The organism is Mesorhizobium sp. GW821-FHT04C10 (assembly GCF_059420305.1).
The window spans coordinates 1,060,328-1,077,991 of sequence record NZ_JBWKTL010000001.1 but is presented as its reverse complement, the minus strand read 5'-3'; the positions used below and the strand labels follow the sequence as shown (position 1 = coordinate 1,077,991).

At 63.7% G+C, this 17,664-nt stretch carries 16 protein-coding genes; 6 read left to right on the top strand and 10 right to left on the bottom strand.

Annotated elements, in window-relative coordinates; genetic code table 11:
- Positions 1–29 precede the first annotated feature (29 nt).
- The 6 genes from AC07UC_RS05110 to mnmE form a co-directional block, all read right to left on the bottom strand.
- Entirely contained in the window at positions 30–656 is a 627-nt protein-coding gene (locus AC07UC_RS05110) for a DUF1326 domain-containing protein (RefSeq protein ID WP_202325254.1), read from the bottom strand.
- Between the two features lie 491 nt (positions 657–1,147).
- Positions 1,148–2,035 carry a ParB/RepB/Spo0J family partition protein gene (locus tag AC07UC_RS05105; RefSeq protein ID WP_140776326.1) on the bottom strand — a complete coding sequence of 296 codons (888 nt, stop codon included), beginning with the start codon at positions 2,033–2,035 and terminating at the stop codon, positions 1,148–1,150.
- 81 nt (positions 2,036–2,116) lie between these two features.
- Positions 2,117–2,917, bottom strand: coding sequence for a ParA family protein (locus AC07UC_RS05100; protein WP_080680503.1), 801 nt, complete (start codon positions 2,915–2,917; stop codon positions 2,117–2,119).
- Positions 2,918–2,971: 54 nt separating this feature from the next.
- Entirely contained in the window at positions 2,972–3,604 is a 633-nt protein-coding gene (gene rsmG / locus AC07UC_RS05095) for a 16S rRNA (guanine(527)-N(7))-methyltransferase RsmG (protein ID WP_494904447.1), read from the bottom strand.
- A complete protein-coding gene (gene mnmG, locus AC07UC_RS05090) occupies positions 3,601–5,490 on the bottom strand; it encodes a tRNA uridine-5-carboxymethylaminomethyl(34) synthesis enzyme MnmG (protein ID WP_494904446.1) in 1,890 nt (629 codons plus the stop codon). Before mnmG ends, rsmG begins: the two co-directional genes overlap by 4 nt.
- Positions 5,491–5,964: 474 nt before the next feature.
- A complete protein-coding gene (gene mnmE / locus AC07UC_RS05085) occupies positions 5,965–7,296 on the bottom strand; it encodes a tRNA uridine-5-carboxymethylaminomethyl(34) synthesis GTPase MnmE (RefSeq protein WP_494904444.1) in 1,332 nt (443 codons plus the stop codon).
- A gap of 65 nt (positions 7,297–7,361) precedes the next feature.
- Between mnmE and AC07UC_RS05080 the strand changes: the two genes are divergently transcribed.
- Positions 7,362–9,380 (top strand): thioredoxin domain-containing protein, encoded by a 2,019-nt coding sequence (locus tag AC07UC_RS05080; RefSeq protein WP_494904442.1) that lies wholly within the window; start codon positions 7,362–7,364, stop codon positions 9,378–9,380.
- A 71-nt stretch (positions 9,381–9,451) separates the two neighbouring features.
- On the opposite strand, the gene rho is transcribed toward AC07UC_RS05080, so the two are convergent.
- From rho to hemE, 3 genes are all read right to left on the bottom strand, one after another.
- Complete coding sequence (gene rho / locus AC07UC_RS05075; protein WP_081294988.1) at positions 9,452–10,717, bottom strand: transcription termination factor Rho; 1,266 nt, start codon at positions 10,715–10,717, stop codon at positions 9,452–9,454.
- A 216-nt stretch (positions 10,718–10,933) separates the two neighbouring features.
- A complete protein-coding gene (hemJ, locus tag AC07UC_RS05070; protein ID WP_494904440.1) occupies positions 10,934–11,470 on the bottom strand; it encodes a protoporphyrinogen oxidase HemJ in 537 nt (178 codons plus the stop codon).
- Complete coding sequence (gene hemE, locus AC07UC_RS05065; RefSeq protein ID WP_140776338.1) at positions 11,470–12,501, bottom strand: uroporphyrinogen decarboxylase; 1,032 nt, start codon at positions 12,499–12,501, stop codon at positions 11,470–11,472. The genes hemJ and hemE overlap by 1 nt, the downstream gene beginning before the upstream one ends.
- Before the next feature lie 403 nt (positions 12,502–12,904).
- On the opposite strand from hemE, the gene AC07UC_RS05060 reads away from it, so the two are divergent.
- The 5 genes from AC07UC_RS05060 (at position 12,905) to dnaQ (ending at position 16,697) form a co-directional block, all read left to right on the top strand.
- Positions 12,905–13,726, top strand: a complete 822-nt coding sequence (locus AC07UC_RS05060) for a pyruvate, water dikinase regulatory protein (protein WP_140776340.1) — start codon at positions 12,905–12,907, stop codon at positions 13,724–13,726.
- 142 nt (positions 13,727–13,868) lie between these two features.
- Positions 13,869–14,468 carry a Maf-like protein gene (locus tag AC07UC_RS05055; protein ID WP_494904438.1) on the top strand — a complete coding sequence of 200 codons (600 nt, stop codon included), beginning with the start codon at positions 13,869–13,871 and terminating at the stop codon, positions 14,466–14,468.
- Positions 14,461–15,303 carry a shikimate dehydrogenase gene (locus tag AC07UC_RS05050; protein ID WP_494904436.1) on the top strand — a complete coding sequence of 281 codons (843 nt, stop codon included), beginning with the start codon at positions 14,461–14,463 and terminating at the stop codon, positions 15,301–15,303. The genes AC07UC_RS05055 and AC07UC_RS05050 overlap by 8 nt, the downstream gene beginning before the upstream one ends.
- Positions 15,300–15,893, top strand: a complete 594-nt coding sequence (gene coaE, locus AC07UC_RS05045) for a dephospho-CoA kinase (protein ID WP_494904434.1) — start codon at positions 15,300–15,302, stop codon at positions 15,891–15,893. The genes AC07UC_RS05050 and coaE overlap by 4 nt, the downstream gene beginning before the upstream one ends.
- 75 nt (positions 15,894–15,968) lie before the next feature.
- Positions 15,969–16,697: a DNA polymerase III subunit epsilon gene (gene dnaQ / locus AC07UC_RS05040; protein ID WP_494904432.1), complete on the top strand. Its 729-nt coding sequence runs from the start codon at positions 15,969–15,971 to the stop codon at positions 16,695–16,697.
- Between the two features lie 3 nt (positions 16,698–16,700).
- Here the strand turns inward: dnaQ and AC07UC_RS05035 are convergent, their stop codons facing one another.
- Complete coding sequence (locus AC07UC_RS05035; RefSeq protein WP_494904430.1) at positions 16,701–17,651, bottom strand: alpha/beta hydrolase; 951 nt, start codon at positions 17,649–17,651, stop codon at positions 16,701–16,703.
- Positions 17,652–17,664: the final 13 nt, after the last annotated feature.

Sequence of the window (17,664 nt, the reverse complement as noted above, 5' to 3'; positions counted from 1 at the left end):
GAGCACGTTCCATGCTATCCGGCCAACAGCTACTGCTGGCCGGACCAATTGATCGGGGCGTAATGTCCATTTCGGCGGGAATTGTCCCAGCTCATGCCATGGTCGGTGTATGTACTGCCTTCCGATCCCATCGCCAGGGCGAGCCAATCTGGATTGACTGGATGGCCGGTCGCCGCCCACATCTGCCCGTCCTCGCGCATTGTCGGCAGCGGCTCGACCGCCATCCGCATGACGCCGGCAATCTCCGCCGACCGCTTCTTGCCGTCTATCCGGTAGTCTATCGGCACCTTCCTGGCGCCGAGGTTCGTGCCGATCATGGGTGCCAACACCGCCATGGGGCCGCCCGCGGCGCCCGTGAAGATGGCACCCAGCGCCTCGGTCTGCCTGTCATCGGCCCGTTCGTCGATATAGGCGGCGGCGGTCCAATTGCCGTTTGCCATCGGACCCGGCGTGTGAGCAACCATCGCGACACTGAGTCCGTCCAATCGAACGTCGCCGTAATTGCCCGTATCGATATGAAAGACCAAACCGACGTCGCAAACGCCTCTCGTCGGCTTCGATGTCAGCTGCGCGTTGGTGGACAGCAGGCAAGGACACACGACATCGCAGCTGCAATTTTCGAAGTAACTTCCGGACAATTGCCAACGGACTGCCATTTGCACCTCCCACTTGCGTCAGGCGCGTCGGCATAGTCGGCGAGGCGGTGCCATTTCACGACACTTGCAGGAATGGCAAATAGCCCTCACCGCGACTGACCGGCACGCTAGGGCAGATAATTAAGCCATATCTAATTCAGGCTACTCCGTTGCCCGGCACTGTCAAGCCGCGAGTGGCAAGGCCGGCGACAGGCGATTGGTCGATCTCCCCCCTCGTGGGGGAGATGGCTGGCAAGCCAGAGGGGGCGCTGTCCCGCCGGCCTCTCGATCAATCGCGATGCGAGTTCTCGGCTAGCCCCGGATAGTCAAGGCTGAGCCCTACGGCGCCCCCCTCTGCCCTACCGGGCATCTCCCCCACGAGGGGGGAGATTGATCGCTTCGCTGATTTCGCCAATCACCAACGCCGCAAAAGAAAGGGGCGGGCCTGGCAGCCCGCCCCTGTGTCATCCCTTGAGTTCAAACCTTGAGTTCAAAAGAAATTCGCCGGCTAATTACCGATCCTGCTTCAACCTGCGGCACAGCTCATCGAGCTGCTCCAGCGAACGATAGGAAACGCGAAGCTCGCCGCCCTTGCCCTTGTGATCGATGGCCACGATCATGCCGAGCGTATCGGTCATCAGCTTTTCCAGCGCCAGCGTGTCGGTATCCTTTTCCGGCGCGGCTTGCGCCTGCTTCGGCTTGGCCGGCGTCGGGCCGGCCGGCATCTGGGCCAGCGCCTCGGCCTGGCGCACCGAAAGACCTTCCTCGACGATGCGCTTGGCGAGACCCGCCGGATCCTCCGCCGTCACCAGCGTGCGGGCGTGGCCGGCCGACAGCGCGCCGTCGACCAGCATGTCGCGGATCACCTCCGGCAGCTTCAGCAGCCTGAGCGTGTTGGCGACATGGCTGCGGCTCTTGCCGATGACGTTGCCGAGATCGGCCTGGGTGTAGCCGTGCTCGTCGATCAGCTGCTGGTAGCCCAGCGCCTCCTCGACCGCGTTGAGGTCGGTGCGCTGGACGTTCTCGATGATCGCCAGCTCGAGTGCGGTGCGGTCGTTGACTTCGCGGATGATGACCGGGATCTCGGTCAGCCCGGCGCGCTGCGCCGCCCGCCAGCGGCGCTCACCGGCGATGATCTCGTAACGCCCAGCCTGCGTTGGCGACGGCCGCGCCACCACCGGCTGCACCACACCATGTTCGCGGATCGACTGGGCGAGGTCGGTCAGTTCGGCGTCGCCAAAATGCCGGCGCGGGTTTTTCGGGTTCGGGCTGAGAAACTCGATCGGCACCTTGCCATCGGCGCTCATGCCGGGCTTTTCCGGTGCCGCCGGGCGATCAATCTCGCCGATCAGTGCTGCCAGGCCACGCCCCAGTCTTTTCCTCGAGAGATCTTCGCTCATCTTTATTCCAAGTCTATTTTAGATAATTGTCTTCAGATCGTTTCGGTATCGAATCGGCTGTTAATCATGCATCCGGTCTAATCAAGCGGCGCGCAATTTGCGCTCGCGGCGGATCACTTCCGAGGCCAGTTGCAGATAGGCCTGGCTGCCCGAGCACTTCAGATCGTAGAGAATCGCCGGCTTGCCATAGGAAGGCGCCTCGGACACCCGCACATTGCGCGGAATGATCGTCTCGTAGACCTTGTCGCCCATATGCTCGCGCACATCCTGGACCACCTGGTTGGCCAGATTGTTGCGGCCATCATACATGGTCAGCACGATACCCTGGATGGTGAGGTCCGGATTGATCGACCGGCGCACCTGCTCGACAGTCTCCAGCAGCTGGCTCAGGCCTTCGAGCGCGAAGAACTCGCATTGCAGCGGCACCAGCACCGAATCGGCGGCCGCCATCGAGTTGAGCGTGAGCAGATTGAGCGACGGCGGGCAGTCGATGAGCACATAGCCGAACCCGGCCGAACGCGCCGAGGCCGCACGCAAGGCATTGCGCAGCCGCAGCACCCGGTCGGGCGCCGAGGCGATCTCCATCTCGATGCCGAGCAGATCGAGCGTCGACGGCACGATGGACAGGCCAGGCACGGCTGTGGGAATGGCCGCGGCTTCCAGCTCCAGCTCGCCCGTCAGCACATCGTAAGAAGACACTGTCCGGTCCTTGCGGTCGATACCGAGGCCGGTGCTGGCATTGCCTTGCGGATCGAGATCGACGATCAGCACCTTTTCGCCGATTGCGGCCAGAGCGGTGGCCAGGTTGATGGCGGTGGTGGTCTTGCCGACACCGCCCTTCTGGTTGGCTACGGTGATGATTCGGGGGCCGTTCTTCATCATGGGTTTATGCCAGAAATTCATTTTGGGTCGCCAGATAGCTCGACACGTCGAAGGTCAGACAGGTCGCAGATTTGACAGTTCAAGGACGACGCCATGCGGGTCCGTCACACTGGGATGTTCTACCAGATCGAAAGACCATCGGTTAACGCTTTCTTGCACTTCCGCGCGATAATCCCGGCCTTTGTGGAACAGCCCACGCGCGCCGGATGTCAACCAGGGCGCCGACAGGTCGAGAAGGACCGAAAGCGAGGCCAGAGCCCGCGCCGTAACGATTTGCGGCGTCGCGACAAGCGCATGGCTGTCCTCGATCCGGCGCGCCACGACCCGAGCCGGCAGGTTGAACTGGCCGACGACAGCCTGCAGGAACGAAGCCTTTTTGCGGTTGCTTTCCACCAGATCGATACTGGCCCCTGGGCGCTCGGCGAGCAGGAAAGCCATGACAAGGCCTGGAAATCCACCGCCGGAACCGATGTCGGCCCAACGCAGAGCACCGGGTTCTATGCGGGCGAGCTGTGCGCTGTCCAATATATGGCGTTGCCAGACATCGCCCGACGTCGACTGCGCGACGAGATTGATGCTGCGGTTCCATTTCTGGAACATCTGTTCGAACGCCACCAGGCGGTCGAATGTTTCACGTGAAACCGGGCCGGCGGCGGCCTCCAGCCTCTCCAGGGAAAAAGAGCTCACGCAACATCCTTTTGTTCGCGCTGGAGCCTTTGCGCACTTTCATGATGCCGGACATGGGCGACAATGATCGCCAGCGCCGCCGGCGTCATCCCCTCCATGCGCTGCGCATCGGCAATGGAACGCGGCCGCCGTGCCTGCATCTTCTGCTTCAACTCGTTCGACAGTCCAGGAACGCCTGTGAAATCGACCGTCTCGGGGATCAGCCGGCTCTCCTCATGGCGAATCTGCGCCACATCCGTCTTCTGGCGGTCGAGATAGACGGAATATTTCGCCTCCGTTTCGAGGCGCTCGGCTGTCTTGGCATCGATCGCGGCAAATTTCGGCTCAATCCTGGCCAGCCAGGCGACATCGACGCTGGGATAGGCCAGCAATTCATAGGCGGATCGGCGCACGCCGTCTCGATTGATCTCCAGCCCGTGCCGCGCCGCCTCGTTGGGCGTCATGGTCAGGACATTGGCCAGCTCCCGCGCCGCGTCGATACGCTGCATCACATCGCCATAGCGTTGCATCCGCTGCGCCGAAGCGATCCCCAGCCTCTCCGCCAGCGGCGTCAGCCGCTCATCGGCATTGTCTGCGCGCAGCGACAGCCGGAATTCGGCGCGCGAGGTAAACATCCGATAGGGTTCGCTTATGCCGCGGCTGGTGAGGTCATCAACCATCACACCGATATAGGCTTCGGTGCGGCTGAGCACGATCTGCTCGCCGCCCGCTGCCCGCCGCGCCGCATTGAGCCCGGCAAGCAAGCCCTGTCCGGCGGCCTCCTCATACCCGGTCGTGCCGTTGATCTGTCCGGCGAGGAACAGCCCGGCGACGCGTTTTGTTTCCAGTGTCTGATGCAGCTCGCGCGGATCGACATGATCATATTCAATGGCATAGCCGGGCTGCAGCATCACCGCGCGCTCCAGACCCGGAATGGTTTTGAGGATATCGAGCTGCACATCCTCGGGCAGTGAGGTCGAGATCCCGTTCGGATAGACCGTATCGTCGTCGAGCCCTTCCGGCTCGAGAAAGATCTGATGGCCGTCCCGGTCGCCGAACTTGACGATCTTGTCTTCGATCGACGGGCAATAGCGCGGGCCGACGCCTTCGATGGAGCCGGAATACATGGCGGAGCGGCCAAGGTTGGCGCGGATCAGTTCATGCGTGGCTGATGTCGTGCGCGTGATGCCGCAGTCGATTTGCGGTGTCTCGATGCGGTCGGTCATCAGCGAGAACGGCACCGGATCCTCATCCGCCGCCTGGCGGTCCAGCGAAGCCCAGTCGATGGTATTTCCGTCCAGCCGTGGCGGCGTCCCGGTCTTCAGCCGGCCAAGCCTGAAGCCTGCCCTGTCCATCGTGGCCGACAGACCCAGGCTCGCCTGCTCGTTCATGCGGCCGGCAACAATCTTCTTATCGCCGATATGAATGAGGCCGCGCAGGAAGGTACCGGTCGTCAGGACCACGGCGCCGCAAGCCAGCCGCCTGCCATCCGCCAGCAGAACGGCGGCGATCTTGCCGTTGTCGATCTCGAAATCCAGGACCTCCGCCTCGACCACGTCGAGATCGTTCTGCTGCCGAATCGCTTTTTGCATCGCAAGGCGATAGAGCTTCCTGTCGGCCTGCGTGCGGGGCCCGCGGACCGCCGGGCCCTTGCGCCGGTTGAGCAGGCGGAACTGGATGCCGGCGGCGTCCGCCACGCGGCCCATCAGGCCGTCCATGGCGTCGATCTCGCGAACCAGATGGCCCTTGCCGAGGCCGCCGATCGCGGGATTGCACGACATGACGCCGATCGTGGCGAAGCGTAGCGTCACCAGCGCGGTCCTGGCTCCGGCGCGCGCGGCGGCGCTCGCCGCCTCGCAACCCGCATGGCCGCCGCCCACCACAACCACATCATAGTGATCGGTCATTTCAAATGTCCCGGACTCAAAGATTAAGGGACACATGTCCCCGCAGGGCGAGCCTGTCAAGAACACTTCGCCACAAGTTTCACGTGAAACAAAGGATTACCTACCCTCCTCCCTTGTGAGGACGGCGAGCGTAGCGCCATGTTTCACGTGAGTCACAGCAGTCGCAGCTGTTTCACGTGAGTCATGGCCACGCATTGCCGAGGCGTCCCAACTTCGTCATCCACGGGCGGAGCAGCCGTGAAGCGGCGTCGCGGAGACCCGAGGATCCATTCCGTGACGTTGATCGAAGAGTGCAGCGGAACAAATCCTGCGCCGCTGCGGAGCGTCGGAGTCCCGGCATGGATCCTAGGGTCTGCGCCGCGTCGCTTCGCTCCTTGCTTCGCCCTAGGATGACGAACCTGTTGATGTCGCCGCTCAATTATCAGCGCCGAGCACCCGAGCCGGTCTCCGAACCAACTCATTGTTTCACGTGAGTCATTTCCCGATGCAGAACTGCCCGAAGATCACATCGAGCATATCCTCTACATCGATGGCGCCAACGATCCGGCCAAGGCGATCCGCCGCCAGCCGCAACTCCTCGGCGCGCAGTTCCTGGCCCGCGGTCCCGTCATCTGTGGCACGAAGCAGATGGCGATTGGCCTCGCCGAGCAGTTCGACATGGCGCAGGCGCGATGGCAGAACATCGCCGACATCACCGGCAGCTTCCGCCGCGCGCCGGCCGATTTCAGCAAGCAGCGCCTCCACGCCTGTCCCCTTCACGGTTGAAATAACAAGGTCATAGCGACCGGGCGCATCCCGAGCCGCCTGCTCATCCAGCAGGTCGACCTTGGTGCCGACGCGCAGCAAAGCTGCAGTACCCCGGAACGGGCCGACCTCCCCGGGGGACAAAATATCCTCCAGCAGCAGCAAGAGATCGGCACGATCCGCCTTGGCCCGCGCCTTTTCGATGCCGATCGCCTCCACCTTGCCCGGCGCATCGCGCAGCCCGGCCGTATCCGTCAGCCTGACGCGCATCCCGTCGAGATCAAGCAGCACCTCAAGCAGGTCCCGTGTCGTGCCCGGCTCATCCGTTACAATAGCTGCATCGCGTCGCGCCAAGGCGTTGAACAGACTCGACTTGCCGGCATTCGGCGCACCGAGGATGACGACTTCGAACCCTTCACGGATGATCTCGGCGGCGCGAAATCCGGCGACATGGTGATCGATTTCCGCGATCATCGCCCGCACATCAGACCAGACCGTATCCGAAACGGAACCCGGCACATCGTCCTCGTCGGCAAAGTCGATCTCGGCCTCGATCATGGCACGCGCATGAATCAGCCGCCGGCGCCAGCCGAGATAAAGCGCGCTCTGAGCGCCCTCGGCATTCTGGATGGCAAAGCGGCGCTGGGCCTCGGTCTCGGCATTGACCAGATCCGCCAGCGCCTCGGTTTCGACCAGGTCGACCTTGCCATTGAGGAAGGCTCGACGCGTGAATTCGCCCGGCTCCGCGTGCCTGACGCCGTCAAAAGCAATGATCGTCTCCAGCATTCTGGCCACAACGGCGCGTCCTCCATGGACATGAAATTCGGCCACGTCCTCTCCGGTAAAGCTGGCCGGGCCCGGAAAGAAGACGACAAGCCCGCTGTCCAGCACCGATCCATCCGGTGTCCTGAACGTGCGCAGAACCGCGGCACGGGGCTTAACCATATCACCGGCGATCGTTTCGACTACGAATCGAGTCTGCGGACCGGAGATGCGCAGCACGGCAACGCCGGCCGGAAGCCGGCCGCTGGACAGCGCTACGATCGAATCGCCTGAAATCATTTGCCCGCTCTGCTGAACCGCCCTAGCTTTCGCCACACGCTGAACCGAGTTACCCGAGTTCCATTGTGACATTGCCCGCGCAAAACCTGCTTGCCGACGAGGCCAGCCCCTACCTGCAGCAGCACAGCGGCAATCCCGTCCATTGGCGGGCCTGGTCGCCGGCTTCGCTCGAGGAAGCCAAGGCCCTCGACAAGCCGATCCTGCTTTCCGTCGGCTATGCCGCCTGCCACTGGTGCCATGTCATGGCCCATGAAAGCTTCGAGAATGACGCGGTCGCCGCCGTCATGAACCGTCTGTTCGTCAATATCAAGGTCGACCGCGAGGAGCGCCCGGACATCGACCAGATCTATATGGCGGCCTTGTCCTCGATGGGCGAACAAGGCGGCTGGCCGCTGACCATGTTCCTGACCCCGGACGGCAAGCCGTTCTGGGGCGGCACCTATTTCCCGCGCGAGTCGCGCTATGGCCGCCCGGGATTCACCCAGGTGATGGAAGCGGTCGACAAGGCCTGGCGGGAAAAGCGCGCCAGCCTGAACCAGAGCGCCGACGGCCTGACCGGCCATGTCGAAGCGCGGCTCTCCGGCACGCACGCCAAGGAAAGCCTTGACCGCGGTACACTGAGCGACCTCGCCGGCCGCATCGGCGGCATGATCGATCGCGACCTTGGCGGCCTGCGCGGCGCCCCGAAATTCCCCAACGCGCCATTCATGCTCACGCTCTGGCTGTCCTGGCTGCGCGACGGCAACGCCACGCATCGCGACGACGTGCTCATCAGCCTCGAACAGATGCTCGGCGGCGGCATCTACGATCACATCGGCGGCGGGCTCAGCCGCTACTCGACCGATGCCGAATGGCTGGTGCCGCATTTCGAGAAGATGCTCTACGACAATGCGGAGCTCGTCCGCTTCTGCAACTGGGCCTATGCGGCGAGCGGCAATGATTTGTTCCGGATACGAATCGAAGAGACGGTTGAGTGGCTTCTGCGCGAAATGCGCGTCGACGGCGGCACTTTCGCCGCCAGCCTGGACGCCGACAGCGATGGTGAGGAAGGTCTTTTCTACACCTGGAGCCGAGAGGAAGTGGAAACCGTCCTGGGCGACGATTCCTCGTTGTTTTTCAATTACTTCACACTTTCCAGCCCGCATGGCTGGGAAGGCAAGCCGGTTGTCCACCAAACCCGCGCCCAGCAAGCCGAGGGCGTGGCCGACCGCGAACGATTGATCCCCCTCAAGGCGCGGCTTCTGGCGGTCCGGGAAGAGCGGGTCAGGCCGGGCCTGGATGCAAAGACCCTCACCGACTGGAACGGCCAGATGATAGCCGCCCTCGCCGGAGCCGGCCGCTCGCTGAACCGGCCCGACTGGATCGAAGCGGCGGCAAAGGCCTTTGCCCATATCGTCGCGGCCAGCCACGACAAGCGCCTGCCGCATTCCATGCTCGGCCCGAGAAAACTCTTCCCTGCACTGTCGAGCGATTACGCCGCCATGGCCAACGCCGCGATCTCGCTGTTCGAAGCGTCAGGCGATTGGAATTATATCGATCAGGCCAGCGGGTTCGTCGAACAACTCGACCGTTGGCACGCCGACGCCACGGGGACGGGTTACTATCTGACCGCTTCGGACAGTACCGACGTGCCGATCCGCATCAGGGGCGATGTCGACGAGGCCATTCCGTCAGCCACCAGCCAGATCATCGAAGCGCTGGTCCGGCTCGCCTCCGTCACCGGCGATCTCGATCTGCAGGAAAAGGCCTGGCAGGTCGCCGAGCACGCGGCCGGCCGCGCCGCGCATCAGGCCTACGGCCAGGCGGGCATCGTCAATGCCTGTTCGCTCGCAATCGAGCCCCTGAAACTGGTCATCGTGGACAGGCCGGAAGATCCGAAGCTCGTTCCGGTTGCGAATCGATGCCCTGACCCACGCCGCGTCGACATCATCACAACGATTGGTTCGGAGGCGAATCGACCACTCCTGCCCGGTGGCATCTTCCCGCCAACCAACAGGCCGGGCGCATGGCTTTGTACCGGCCAGGTCTGTCTGCCGGCCGTGACAGATGCCGAGGAATTGGAGCGGCTGTTGCGGCGAAAGTGAATCGCCAACCCCAGCGTTGGACCCACACGCTGCGCGGATCGGCCCTCCCCACAAGGGGGAGGGTAAGAGCCTTACGTGTTCATCGAATCGAAGAAGTCGGCGTTGGTCTTGGTCTGCTTCAGCTTGTCGATGAGGAACTCGATCGCATCGGTGGTTCCCATCGGCGCCAGGATGCGGCGCAGCACGAAGATCTTCTGCAGGTCGGAGCGCGGAACCAGCAGGTCCTCCTTGCGGGTGCCGGACTTCAAGATATCCATGGCCGGATAGATGCGCTTGTCGGCGACCTTACGGTCGAGCACGATTTCCGAATTGCCGGTGCCCTTGAACTCTTCGAAGATGACTTCGTCCATGCGGCTGCCGGTGTCGATCAGCGCCGTGGCGATGATGGTCAGCGAACCGCCTTCCTCGATGTTGCGCGCCGCGCCGAAGAAGCGCTTCGGGCGCTGCAGCGCGTTGGCGTCGACACCGCCGGTCAGCACCTTGCCGGATGACGGCACCACGGTGTTGTAGGCGCGGCCGAGACGGGTGATGGAATCGAGCAGGATGACGACGTCACGGCCATGTTCGACCAGGCGCTTGGCCTTTTCGATAACCATTTCGGCGACCTGGACGTGGCGCACCGCCGGTTCGTCGAAAGTCGAGGACACAACCTCGCCCTTCACCGAACGCTGCATGTCGGTCACTTCTTCCGGCCGCTCGTCGATCAAAAGCACGATCAGATAGCATTCGGGGTGATTGGTGGTGATCGAGTGGGCGATGTTCTGCAGGAGCACCGTCTTGCCGGTGCGCGGCTGCGCCACGATCAGGGCGCGCTGGCCCTTGCCGAGCGGCGCCACCAGGTCGATGACGCGCGGCGAGATGTCCTTGGAGGTCGGAACCTCCATCTCCATCTTCAGCCGCGAGGTCGGATAGAGCGGCGTCAGATTGTCGAAGTGGATCTTGTGACGGATCTTCTCGGGATCGTCGAAATTGATGGTGTTGACCTTGAGCAGCGCGAAATAGCGCTCGCCCTCTTTGGGGCTGCGGATCGGCCCTTCGACCGTATCGCCGGTCTTCAGCGAAAAGCGCCGGATCTGCGACGGCGAAATATAGATGTCGTCGGGACCTGGCAGATAGTTGGCGTTGGCCGAACGCAGGAAGCCGAAACCGTCCTGAAGCACTTCGACCACGCCGTCGCCGATGATCTCGACGTCCTGGGCGGCCAGTTTCTTCAGGATCGCGAACATCAGCTCCTGCTTGCGCATGACGCTGGCGTTCTCCACCTCGAGCGATTCGGCATAAGCGATCAGCTCTGGCGGTTTCTTGTTCTTGAATTCGGTAAGTTTCATTTCTTGCATAGACGGACTCTGGGTGAGCTTTGGGAAAAAATATCGGCGGGATGCGACAAATGCCGGGCGCGGCCGAAAACAATGAGGGGCGGCGCATGACGGGAAGGAAGACCCGTCTTTTATCGTCGGTCGGATGAAAGAGCAAGCCGCGTTTTGCGGGCTGAAAAAGCCCGGAGCGCGGCATGTCGTTATCCATAAACCGCGACCACTTTCGCGCGGCCTGCGTCAGAACGGTTTGACGACAACCAGGATCACGATTGCGACCATCAGCAATGTGGGGATCTCATTGACGATCCGCCAGTGCTTCGCGGACTTTTCGTTGCGATCTTCAGCGAATTTCCGCACCGCGCCGGCCAGATAACCATGAACACCGGACAACAGAAGCACCAGGCCGATCTTGGCGTGCAGCCAGCCGCCCTGGAAGCCAAAGACTTTCCAGGCGAGCCACAGCCCGAGCACCCAGGTGACGATCATCGCCGGATTGATGATGCCTCGCAGCAGGCGCCGCTCCATCACCTTGAAGGTCTCCGACTGCACCGAACCTTTCTCGGCATCGACGTGATAGACGAACAGCCGCGGCAGATAGAGCATGCCGGCCATCCAGGAGATGACGGCGAGGATATGGATCGCCTTTGCCCAGGGGTAGAAGCCTTCGGGTGCGACGAAAAACAGAAGCGCGGTCAGCACAATCAGGATGCCGATGCTGATGATCATGCGCATCATCGCCTGGCCGGTGCTGTTGGTGTTGTTCATCCCGGCCATCAGCGTACCGCACTCCTCACCTGTTTCACCATAGCCTCGACATGCGCGATCGGTGTCTCCGGCGTGATGCCGTGGCCGAGATTGAAGATCAGCGGTCCGTCACCCAGCGCCTTCAGGATGGTCTCGACGCCATCGGATAGCGCCTTGCCGCCAGCCACGAGACGCAAGGGATCGAGATTGCCCTGAACGGCACCCGAGCGCTGCAGGTCCTTCGCCGCCGCCAGCGGCACCGTCCAGTCGATCCCCAGCCCCGTCACGCCGGTCTTTTGGCGATAGGTCCGGTAGCGGGCGCCGGCACCCTTGGGAAAACCGATGATCGGGACATCGGGATGGACCGCCCGAACCTGCCTGACGATCTCGGCCACCGGCCAGACGCAAAACTGGTCGAACGACGCATCGTCGAGCACGCCGGACCAGGAATCGAAAATCTGCACGACGTCGGCGCCGGCCTCGATCTGGCGGATCAGATAGGCCGCCGAATGATCGGCGAGCACCTTCAGGAGATGTTGAAACGCCGCCGGCTCACGATAGGCGAACAGCCGCGCCGGCGCCTGGTCGGGGGTTCCATGGCCGGCAATCATGTAGGTCGCCACCGTCCACGGCGCGCCGCAGAAGCCGATCAGGGTGGTTTCATCAGGCAGTTTTGTCCGCAACCGGCGAACCGTCTCATAGACCGGTTCGAGATTCACGTGAAACACATCGCTTTCCAGAGCCATGATCTCGGCAACCGAGATCGGCGTCAAAAGCGGCCCTCGCCCTTCTTCGAAGCGCACGTCGCGGCCGAGCGCATGCGGAACGACAAGGATATCCGAGAACAGGATCGAGGCATCGAAGCCGAAGCGCTCGATCGGCTGCAGCGTCACTTCCACGGCGAGGTCGGGATCGTAGCAGAGGTCGAGGAACGAACCGGCGCGCCTTCGTGTTTCACGATACTCAGGCAGATAGCGCCCGGCCTGACGCATCATCCAGAGCGGAGGCGGAAACACTGCCTCGCCCTTCAGGACGTCCAGCATGATCCGGCTTTTGGGCATTGAACGCTCGCCTCTCCCAGCCTTCCTATAATCAAAGATTCTTATATCTAAGATTCTTCTGATTCTAAGAGTCTGTTGGTTGTGGTGGTTGTCACCTGTCCCGCTTCGCCAGGCAAAAAGCCAGCAAGCATATTGTCGCGCGCTTCTCTCTCCCGGCTGCGGGGTTCTGGGGACAGTCCGGAATCTATCATTGGAGTCAAAGCCTTGGAACATCCCGCAAAAACCCGGCCCTGTGGATGGCCTGAAGGCAAAAGAACCCGTCCCCAGATTTGTCCCCAGCCGCTCGGCGAAGCTGACAGACGATCGAATTGTGGACAAACCGGCATCTGATACAGTCGCCCCCCACGGTCCTGTCTTTCCATCCGACCTTATCCACATCCGCCCACAGCCCCAGGTGATCCCTGTGAACAAACCCCAGAGCTTCTTTCACCTGCATCTGATTTCCGATGCGACCGGCGAAACGCTGCTCGCCGCCGGGCGGGCGGCGTCGGCGCAATACAAGGATGCGCGCGCCATCGAGCATATCTACCCGCTCATCCGCACCGAAAAGCAGGTGGCCAAGGTGTTCGAGGACATAGAGGAGGAGCCGGGCATCATTCTCTATACGGTCGTCGACCAGAAGCTGGCGCGCGGCATCGACGAGCGCTGCGCCACCATGGGCCTGCCCTGTGTCTCCGTGCTGGAACCGGTGCTCACCGTCTTCCAGTCCTATCTCGGCACGCCGGCCGGCCGGCGGGTCGGCGCCCAGCACGTTCTCGACGCCGAATATTTCCGCCGCATCGATGCTCTCAACTTCACCATGGACCATGATGACGGCCAGCTGCCGCTCAACATGGACGATGCCGATGTCGTGCTGATCGGCATCTCGCGCACTTCGAAGACGCCGACCAGCATCTATCTCGCCAATCGCGGCATCAAGACCGCCAACATACCGATCGTGCTCGGCGTGCCGGTGCCGGAAAGCCTGGTCGCCGCCAGGACACCGCTGATCGTCGGGCTGATCGCCACCGCGGAGCGCATCTCGCATGTCCGCCAGAACCGTATCCTCGGCAACAGCAGCTCCTACGTGCCGACCGACTATGTCGACCGCGCGGCGATCAACGAGGAGCTCGCCTACGCCCGACAGATCTGTACCCGTCACGGCTGGCCGATGATCGATGTCAGCCGCCGCTCGATCGAGGAAACGGCCGCGGCGATCGTTGCCCTGAGAGGGAAGAACAGATAATTGGGGCCGGGCTGCGCGGTGATGGCACCCCACCGCCGCGAAGCTTGAAGGTCACGGCATGCCGTGACGGTGGCCAAGGGGTGCGGCGGTTGAATGCGCGCCACTCAGCCAGCATCCCAACCACAATACCCAGGCACAAACCATGACCGAAAAAATCATCCTCGCCTCCGGCAGCCCGTTCCGCAAGGCGATGCTCGTCAATGCCGGGCTCGACATCGAGGCGGTGCCCGCCGATGTCGACGAGCGCGCGCTCGAGGCACCGTTGCAGGACAGTGGGGTTTCGCCCGAGGACGTCGCCCTGGTGCTGGCCGAGGCCAAGGCCACCGAGGTCAGCGAGCGCCGGCCCGGCGCGCTGGTGCTTGGCTGCGACCAGACCTTGTCGCTCGGCGACGAGGTGTTCCACAAGCCGGCCGACATGGAGGGTGCGCGCCGCCATCTCCTGGCGCTATCGGGCAGGACGCACCAGCTCAACAGCGCCGCCGTATTGGTCCGTGACGGCAAGGTGCTGTGGCGGCATGTCGGTATCGCCTCCATGACCATGCGCAAGCTCGACCCCGGCTTCATCGGCCGGCATCTTGCCCGTGTCGGCGCCAAGGCGCTGGCCAGCGTCGGCGCCTACCAGATCGAGGGTGAAGGCATCCAGCTGTTCGAGAAGATCGAAGGCGACCACTTCACGATTGTCGGCCTGCCGCTTTTGCCGCTGCTGGCGGAACTGCGCACACTGGGAGCCATCGATGGCTGAGGCAACGAAGAAGGCCTTCGTCACCGGCCATCCGATCAAGCATTCGCGCTCGCCGAAGATTCACGGCCACTGGCTGGCAAAACATGGCATCGACGGCAGCTACCAGGCGATCGACGTGGCGCCGCGGGATTTCGCCGAATTCATCGCGACATTGCAGGCAAACGGGTTTCGCGGCGGCAATGTCACCATCCCGCACAAGGAAGCCGCCTTTGCGCTCGCCGCTCGCCGTGACCAGGCGGCCGAGGAGATCGGCGCCGTCAACACGCTGTGGTTCGAGGAGGGCGTCCTGTGGGGCGGCAACACCGATGGCCACGGCTTTGCCGCCAACCTGGATGACTACGCGCCGGGCTGGGCGAACACCGGACCCGCGGTCGTGCTTGGCGCCGGCGGCGCGTCGCGCGCCGTCATCCAGGCGCTGAAGCAGCGTGGCATCAGCGATATCCGCATCGTCAACCGCTCGCTCGCCCGGGCGCAGGAATTGCGCGACCGTTTCGGCGCCGGCGTTTCGGCGCACGGCACGGCGGCGACCGACGAATTGCTGGCCGACGCCGGCCTGCTGGTCAACACCACCGCGCTCGGCATGGTCGGCAATGAAGGCCTCTCCGCCGATCCGGCCTTGCTGCCGGACCATGCCGTCGTCACCGACCTCGTCTATGTGCCGCTGGAGACGCCGCTGCTCGCCGCCGCGCGCGCCAGGGGGCTGAAAACGGTCGACGGTCTCGGCATGCTGCTCAACCAGGCCGTGCCCGGCTTCGAACACTGGTTCGGCGTCAGGCCTCAGGTCACGGCCGAGCTGCGCGCGCTCATCGTCGCCGATCTGGTGCCGAAGCCATGATCGTGCTCGGCCTTACCGGTTCGATCGGCATGGGCAAGTCGACGACGGCAAAAATGTTCGCCGAGGCCGGCGTGCCGGTCCACGATTCCGACGAGACGGTGCATCGCCTCTATTCCGGCGCGGCGGCGCCTCTGGTGGAGGCCGCCTTTCCCGGCACCACGGTTGGCGGTGTGGTCGATCGCGTAAAGCTTGGCGCGCGCGTCCTTGGCGATGCCGCCGCGCTGAAGCAGCTGGAAGCCATCATCCATCCGCTGGTCCGCGCCGATGCCGACGCCTTCCTGGCCAGGCATCGTAACGCTGGCGAATCGATCGCCGTGCTCGACATCCCGCTGCTGTTCGAAACCGGTGGCCGCGTCCGCGTCGACAAGGTCGTCGTCGTCACCGCACCCGCCGAAGTGCAGCGCCAGCGCGTGCTGGCGCGGCCAGGCATGACGGAAGAGAAACTGGCGGCCATCCTGGCCAAGCAGGTGCCGGATGAGGAGAAACGCAGGCTGGCGGATTTCATCATCGACACCGGCCAGGGTCTGGATGCCGCGCGTGCCGCCGTCGCCGCCATCACTGCCGAACTCCGGGGACAAAGGGGTTCCTGACGGCAGGCCGTCAGCATTGCCCATTGTCATTTTGTTCCGGCCTCGTGATTCTGCTCCTTTGGAGCGACTGATTCGATGCGCGAGATCATCTTCGACACGGAAACCACCGGCCTTGATTCGCGCGACGATCGCGTGATCGAGCTGGGCGGCGTCGAATTGGTCAACCGTTTCCCGACCGGCCGGACCTTCCACCACTACATCAACCCGCAGGGCCGGGCGATCCATGAGGAGGCGCAAGCGGTGCACGGCATCAGCGCGGCCGACCTCGCGGGCAAGCCGACCTTTGCCGAGATCGCGCAGGCGTGGCTCGACTTCACCGACGGCGCCAAGCTGGTCGCCCACAACGCGACCTTCGATATCGGCTTCCTCAATGTCGAATTCGGCCGGCTCGGTCATCCCGTCGTCGATCCCGGCCGCGTCGTCGATACGCTGGCGCTGGCGCGCCGCAAGCACCCGATGGGCCCCAATTCGCTCGACGCGCTCTGCCGGCGCTACGGCATCGACAACACGAAGCGCACCAAGCACGGCGCGCTGCTCGATTCCGAATTGCTGGCCGAGGTCTATATCGAGCTGATCGGCGGCAAGCAGGCCGCCCTCGTCCTCGACAGCTCGACAGCACCGGCGCGAGGCGGCGAAAATGTCCGGCACATTGAGATCATCGTCGCCCAACGCCCAGCCCCATTGCCGTCGCGCCTCACCGAGGCCGACCGCGCCGCCCATGCCGCCATGGTCGCCACGCTTGGCGAAAAGGCGCTTTGGCTGAAGGCGACGTCACCCGAATCAAATACCGCGACGTCGTCCTAGCCTTCAGTACGGCCATTCGCTCCGGCCCAGCGCACCAGCCGCCGCGATGATGCGCGCGAATGCCTCGGCGGCTGCGGGCACCGTGGTGCGGGCGCGCAGGAAACTGTGAACCAGGCGCTTCTCCTCATGCCACCATGCCTTGCCGCCGGCGGCCAGGATGCGGTCGCGGTAGGTCTCGCCGTCGGATGACAGCGGATCGCACTCGGCCGTGATGACCACCGTCGGCGGCAGGCCGGAAAAGTCGCTGTCGCGCAGCGGCGAGAAGGTAGGATCGTCGGGCGCCTGCCGCTTGGCCGAGCGGACGTCGCGGTAGAAGGCGATATCGCCGACGGACAGCAACGGCGCCTCCGCATGTTCGACATAGGAACCCTTGCTCTCGTCGCCGCCGAGACCGGGATAGATCAGCACCTGGCCGATTGCGGTCCGGGCGTGTTGGCGCGTCGCGTGCGCCACCGCGGCGGCCAGATTGCCGCCGGCGCTCTCGCCGCACAGCACGAGCGGCAGGTCTGACGTCGCCACCGCCCATGCGAAAACGGTCATCGCATCGTCGAAGGCGGCGGGATGGACATGCTCGGGCGCCAGCCGGTAGTCGACCGACAGCACGTCGAAGCCGGTGCCGGCGCAGAGTTCGGCGCAGATGTCGTCGTGGCTGTCGAGCCCGCCAAGGATGAAGCCGCCGCCATGGAAATAGAGCACCATGGCGCGCGCGGGGTTGCCGGCAGGCTGGTAGTGGCGGATCGGGATGTCGTGGCCCGGCGCGGCGACCAGGCCGTCGCTGACCTTGACCGCTGCCGGGCGCCCTTGATGGAAGGCCCGGCACATCCTGTCATAGACCGCGCGCTGCCTGTCGATCGGCAGGCCGGTGATCTCGGGCGGATACCAGGCGTTGACGCTGTCAATGTAGGCCCACAGCGCTGGATCGAGCCGTGTTTCGTACTTGCCGCAGCCGGTCATGTCAGCCTGCCCA

Coding starts and splice junctions, on each gene's coding strand:
- AC07UC_RS05110 (WP_202325254.1), bottom strand. CDS start 656: ATGGCAGTCCGTTGGCAATTGTCCGGAAGTTACTTCGAAAATTGCAGC.
- AC07UC_RS05105 (WP_140776326.1), bottom strand. CDS start 2,035: ATGAGCGAAGATCTCTCGAGGAAAAGACTGGGGCGTGGCCTGGCAGCA.
- AC07UC_RS05100 (WP_080680503.1), bottom strand. CDS start 2,917: ATGATGAAGAACGGCCCCCGAATCATCACCGTAGCCAACCAGAAGGGC.
- mnmG (WP_494904446.1), bottom strand. CDS start 5,490: ATGACCGATCACTATGATGTGGTTGTGGTGGGCGGCGGCCATGCGGGT.
- mnmE (WP_494904444.1), bottom strand. CDS start 7,296: ATGATTTCAGGCGATTCGATCGTAGCGCTGTCCAGCGGCCGGCTTCCG.
- rho (WP_081294988.1), bottom strand. CDS start 10,717: ATGCAAGAAATGAAACTTACCGAATTCAAGAACAAGAAACCGCCAGAG.
- hemJ (WP_494904440.1), bottom strand. CDS start 11,470: ATGGCCGGGATGAACAACACCAACAGCACCGGCCAGGCGATGATGCGC.
- hemE (WP_140776338.1), bottom strand. CDS start 12,501: ATGCCCAAAAGCCGGATCATGCTGGACGTCCTGAAGGGCGAGGCAGTG.
- AC07UC_RS05055 (WP_494904438.1), top strand. CDS start 13,869: ATGACCGAAAAAATCATCCTCGCCTCCGGCAGCCCGTTCCGCAAGGCG.
- AC07UC_RS05050 (WP_494904436.1), top strand. CDS start 14,461: ATGGCTGAGGCAACGAAGAAGGCCTTCGTCACCGGCCATCCGATCAAG.
- coaE (WP_494904434.1), top strand. CDS start 15,300: ATGATCGTGCTCGGCCTTACCGGTTCGATCGGCATGGGCAAGTCGACG.
- dnaQ (WP_494904432.1), top strand. CDS start 15,969: ATGCGCGAGATCATCTTCGACACGGAAACCACCGGCCTTGATTCGCGC.
- AC07UC_RS05035 (WP_494904430.1), bottom strand. CDS start 17,651: ATGACCGGCTGCGGCAAGTACGAAACACGGCTCGATCCAGCGCTGTGG.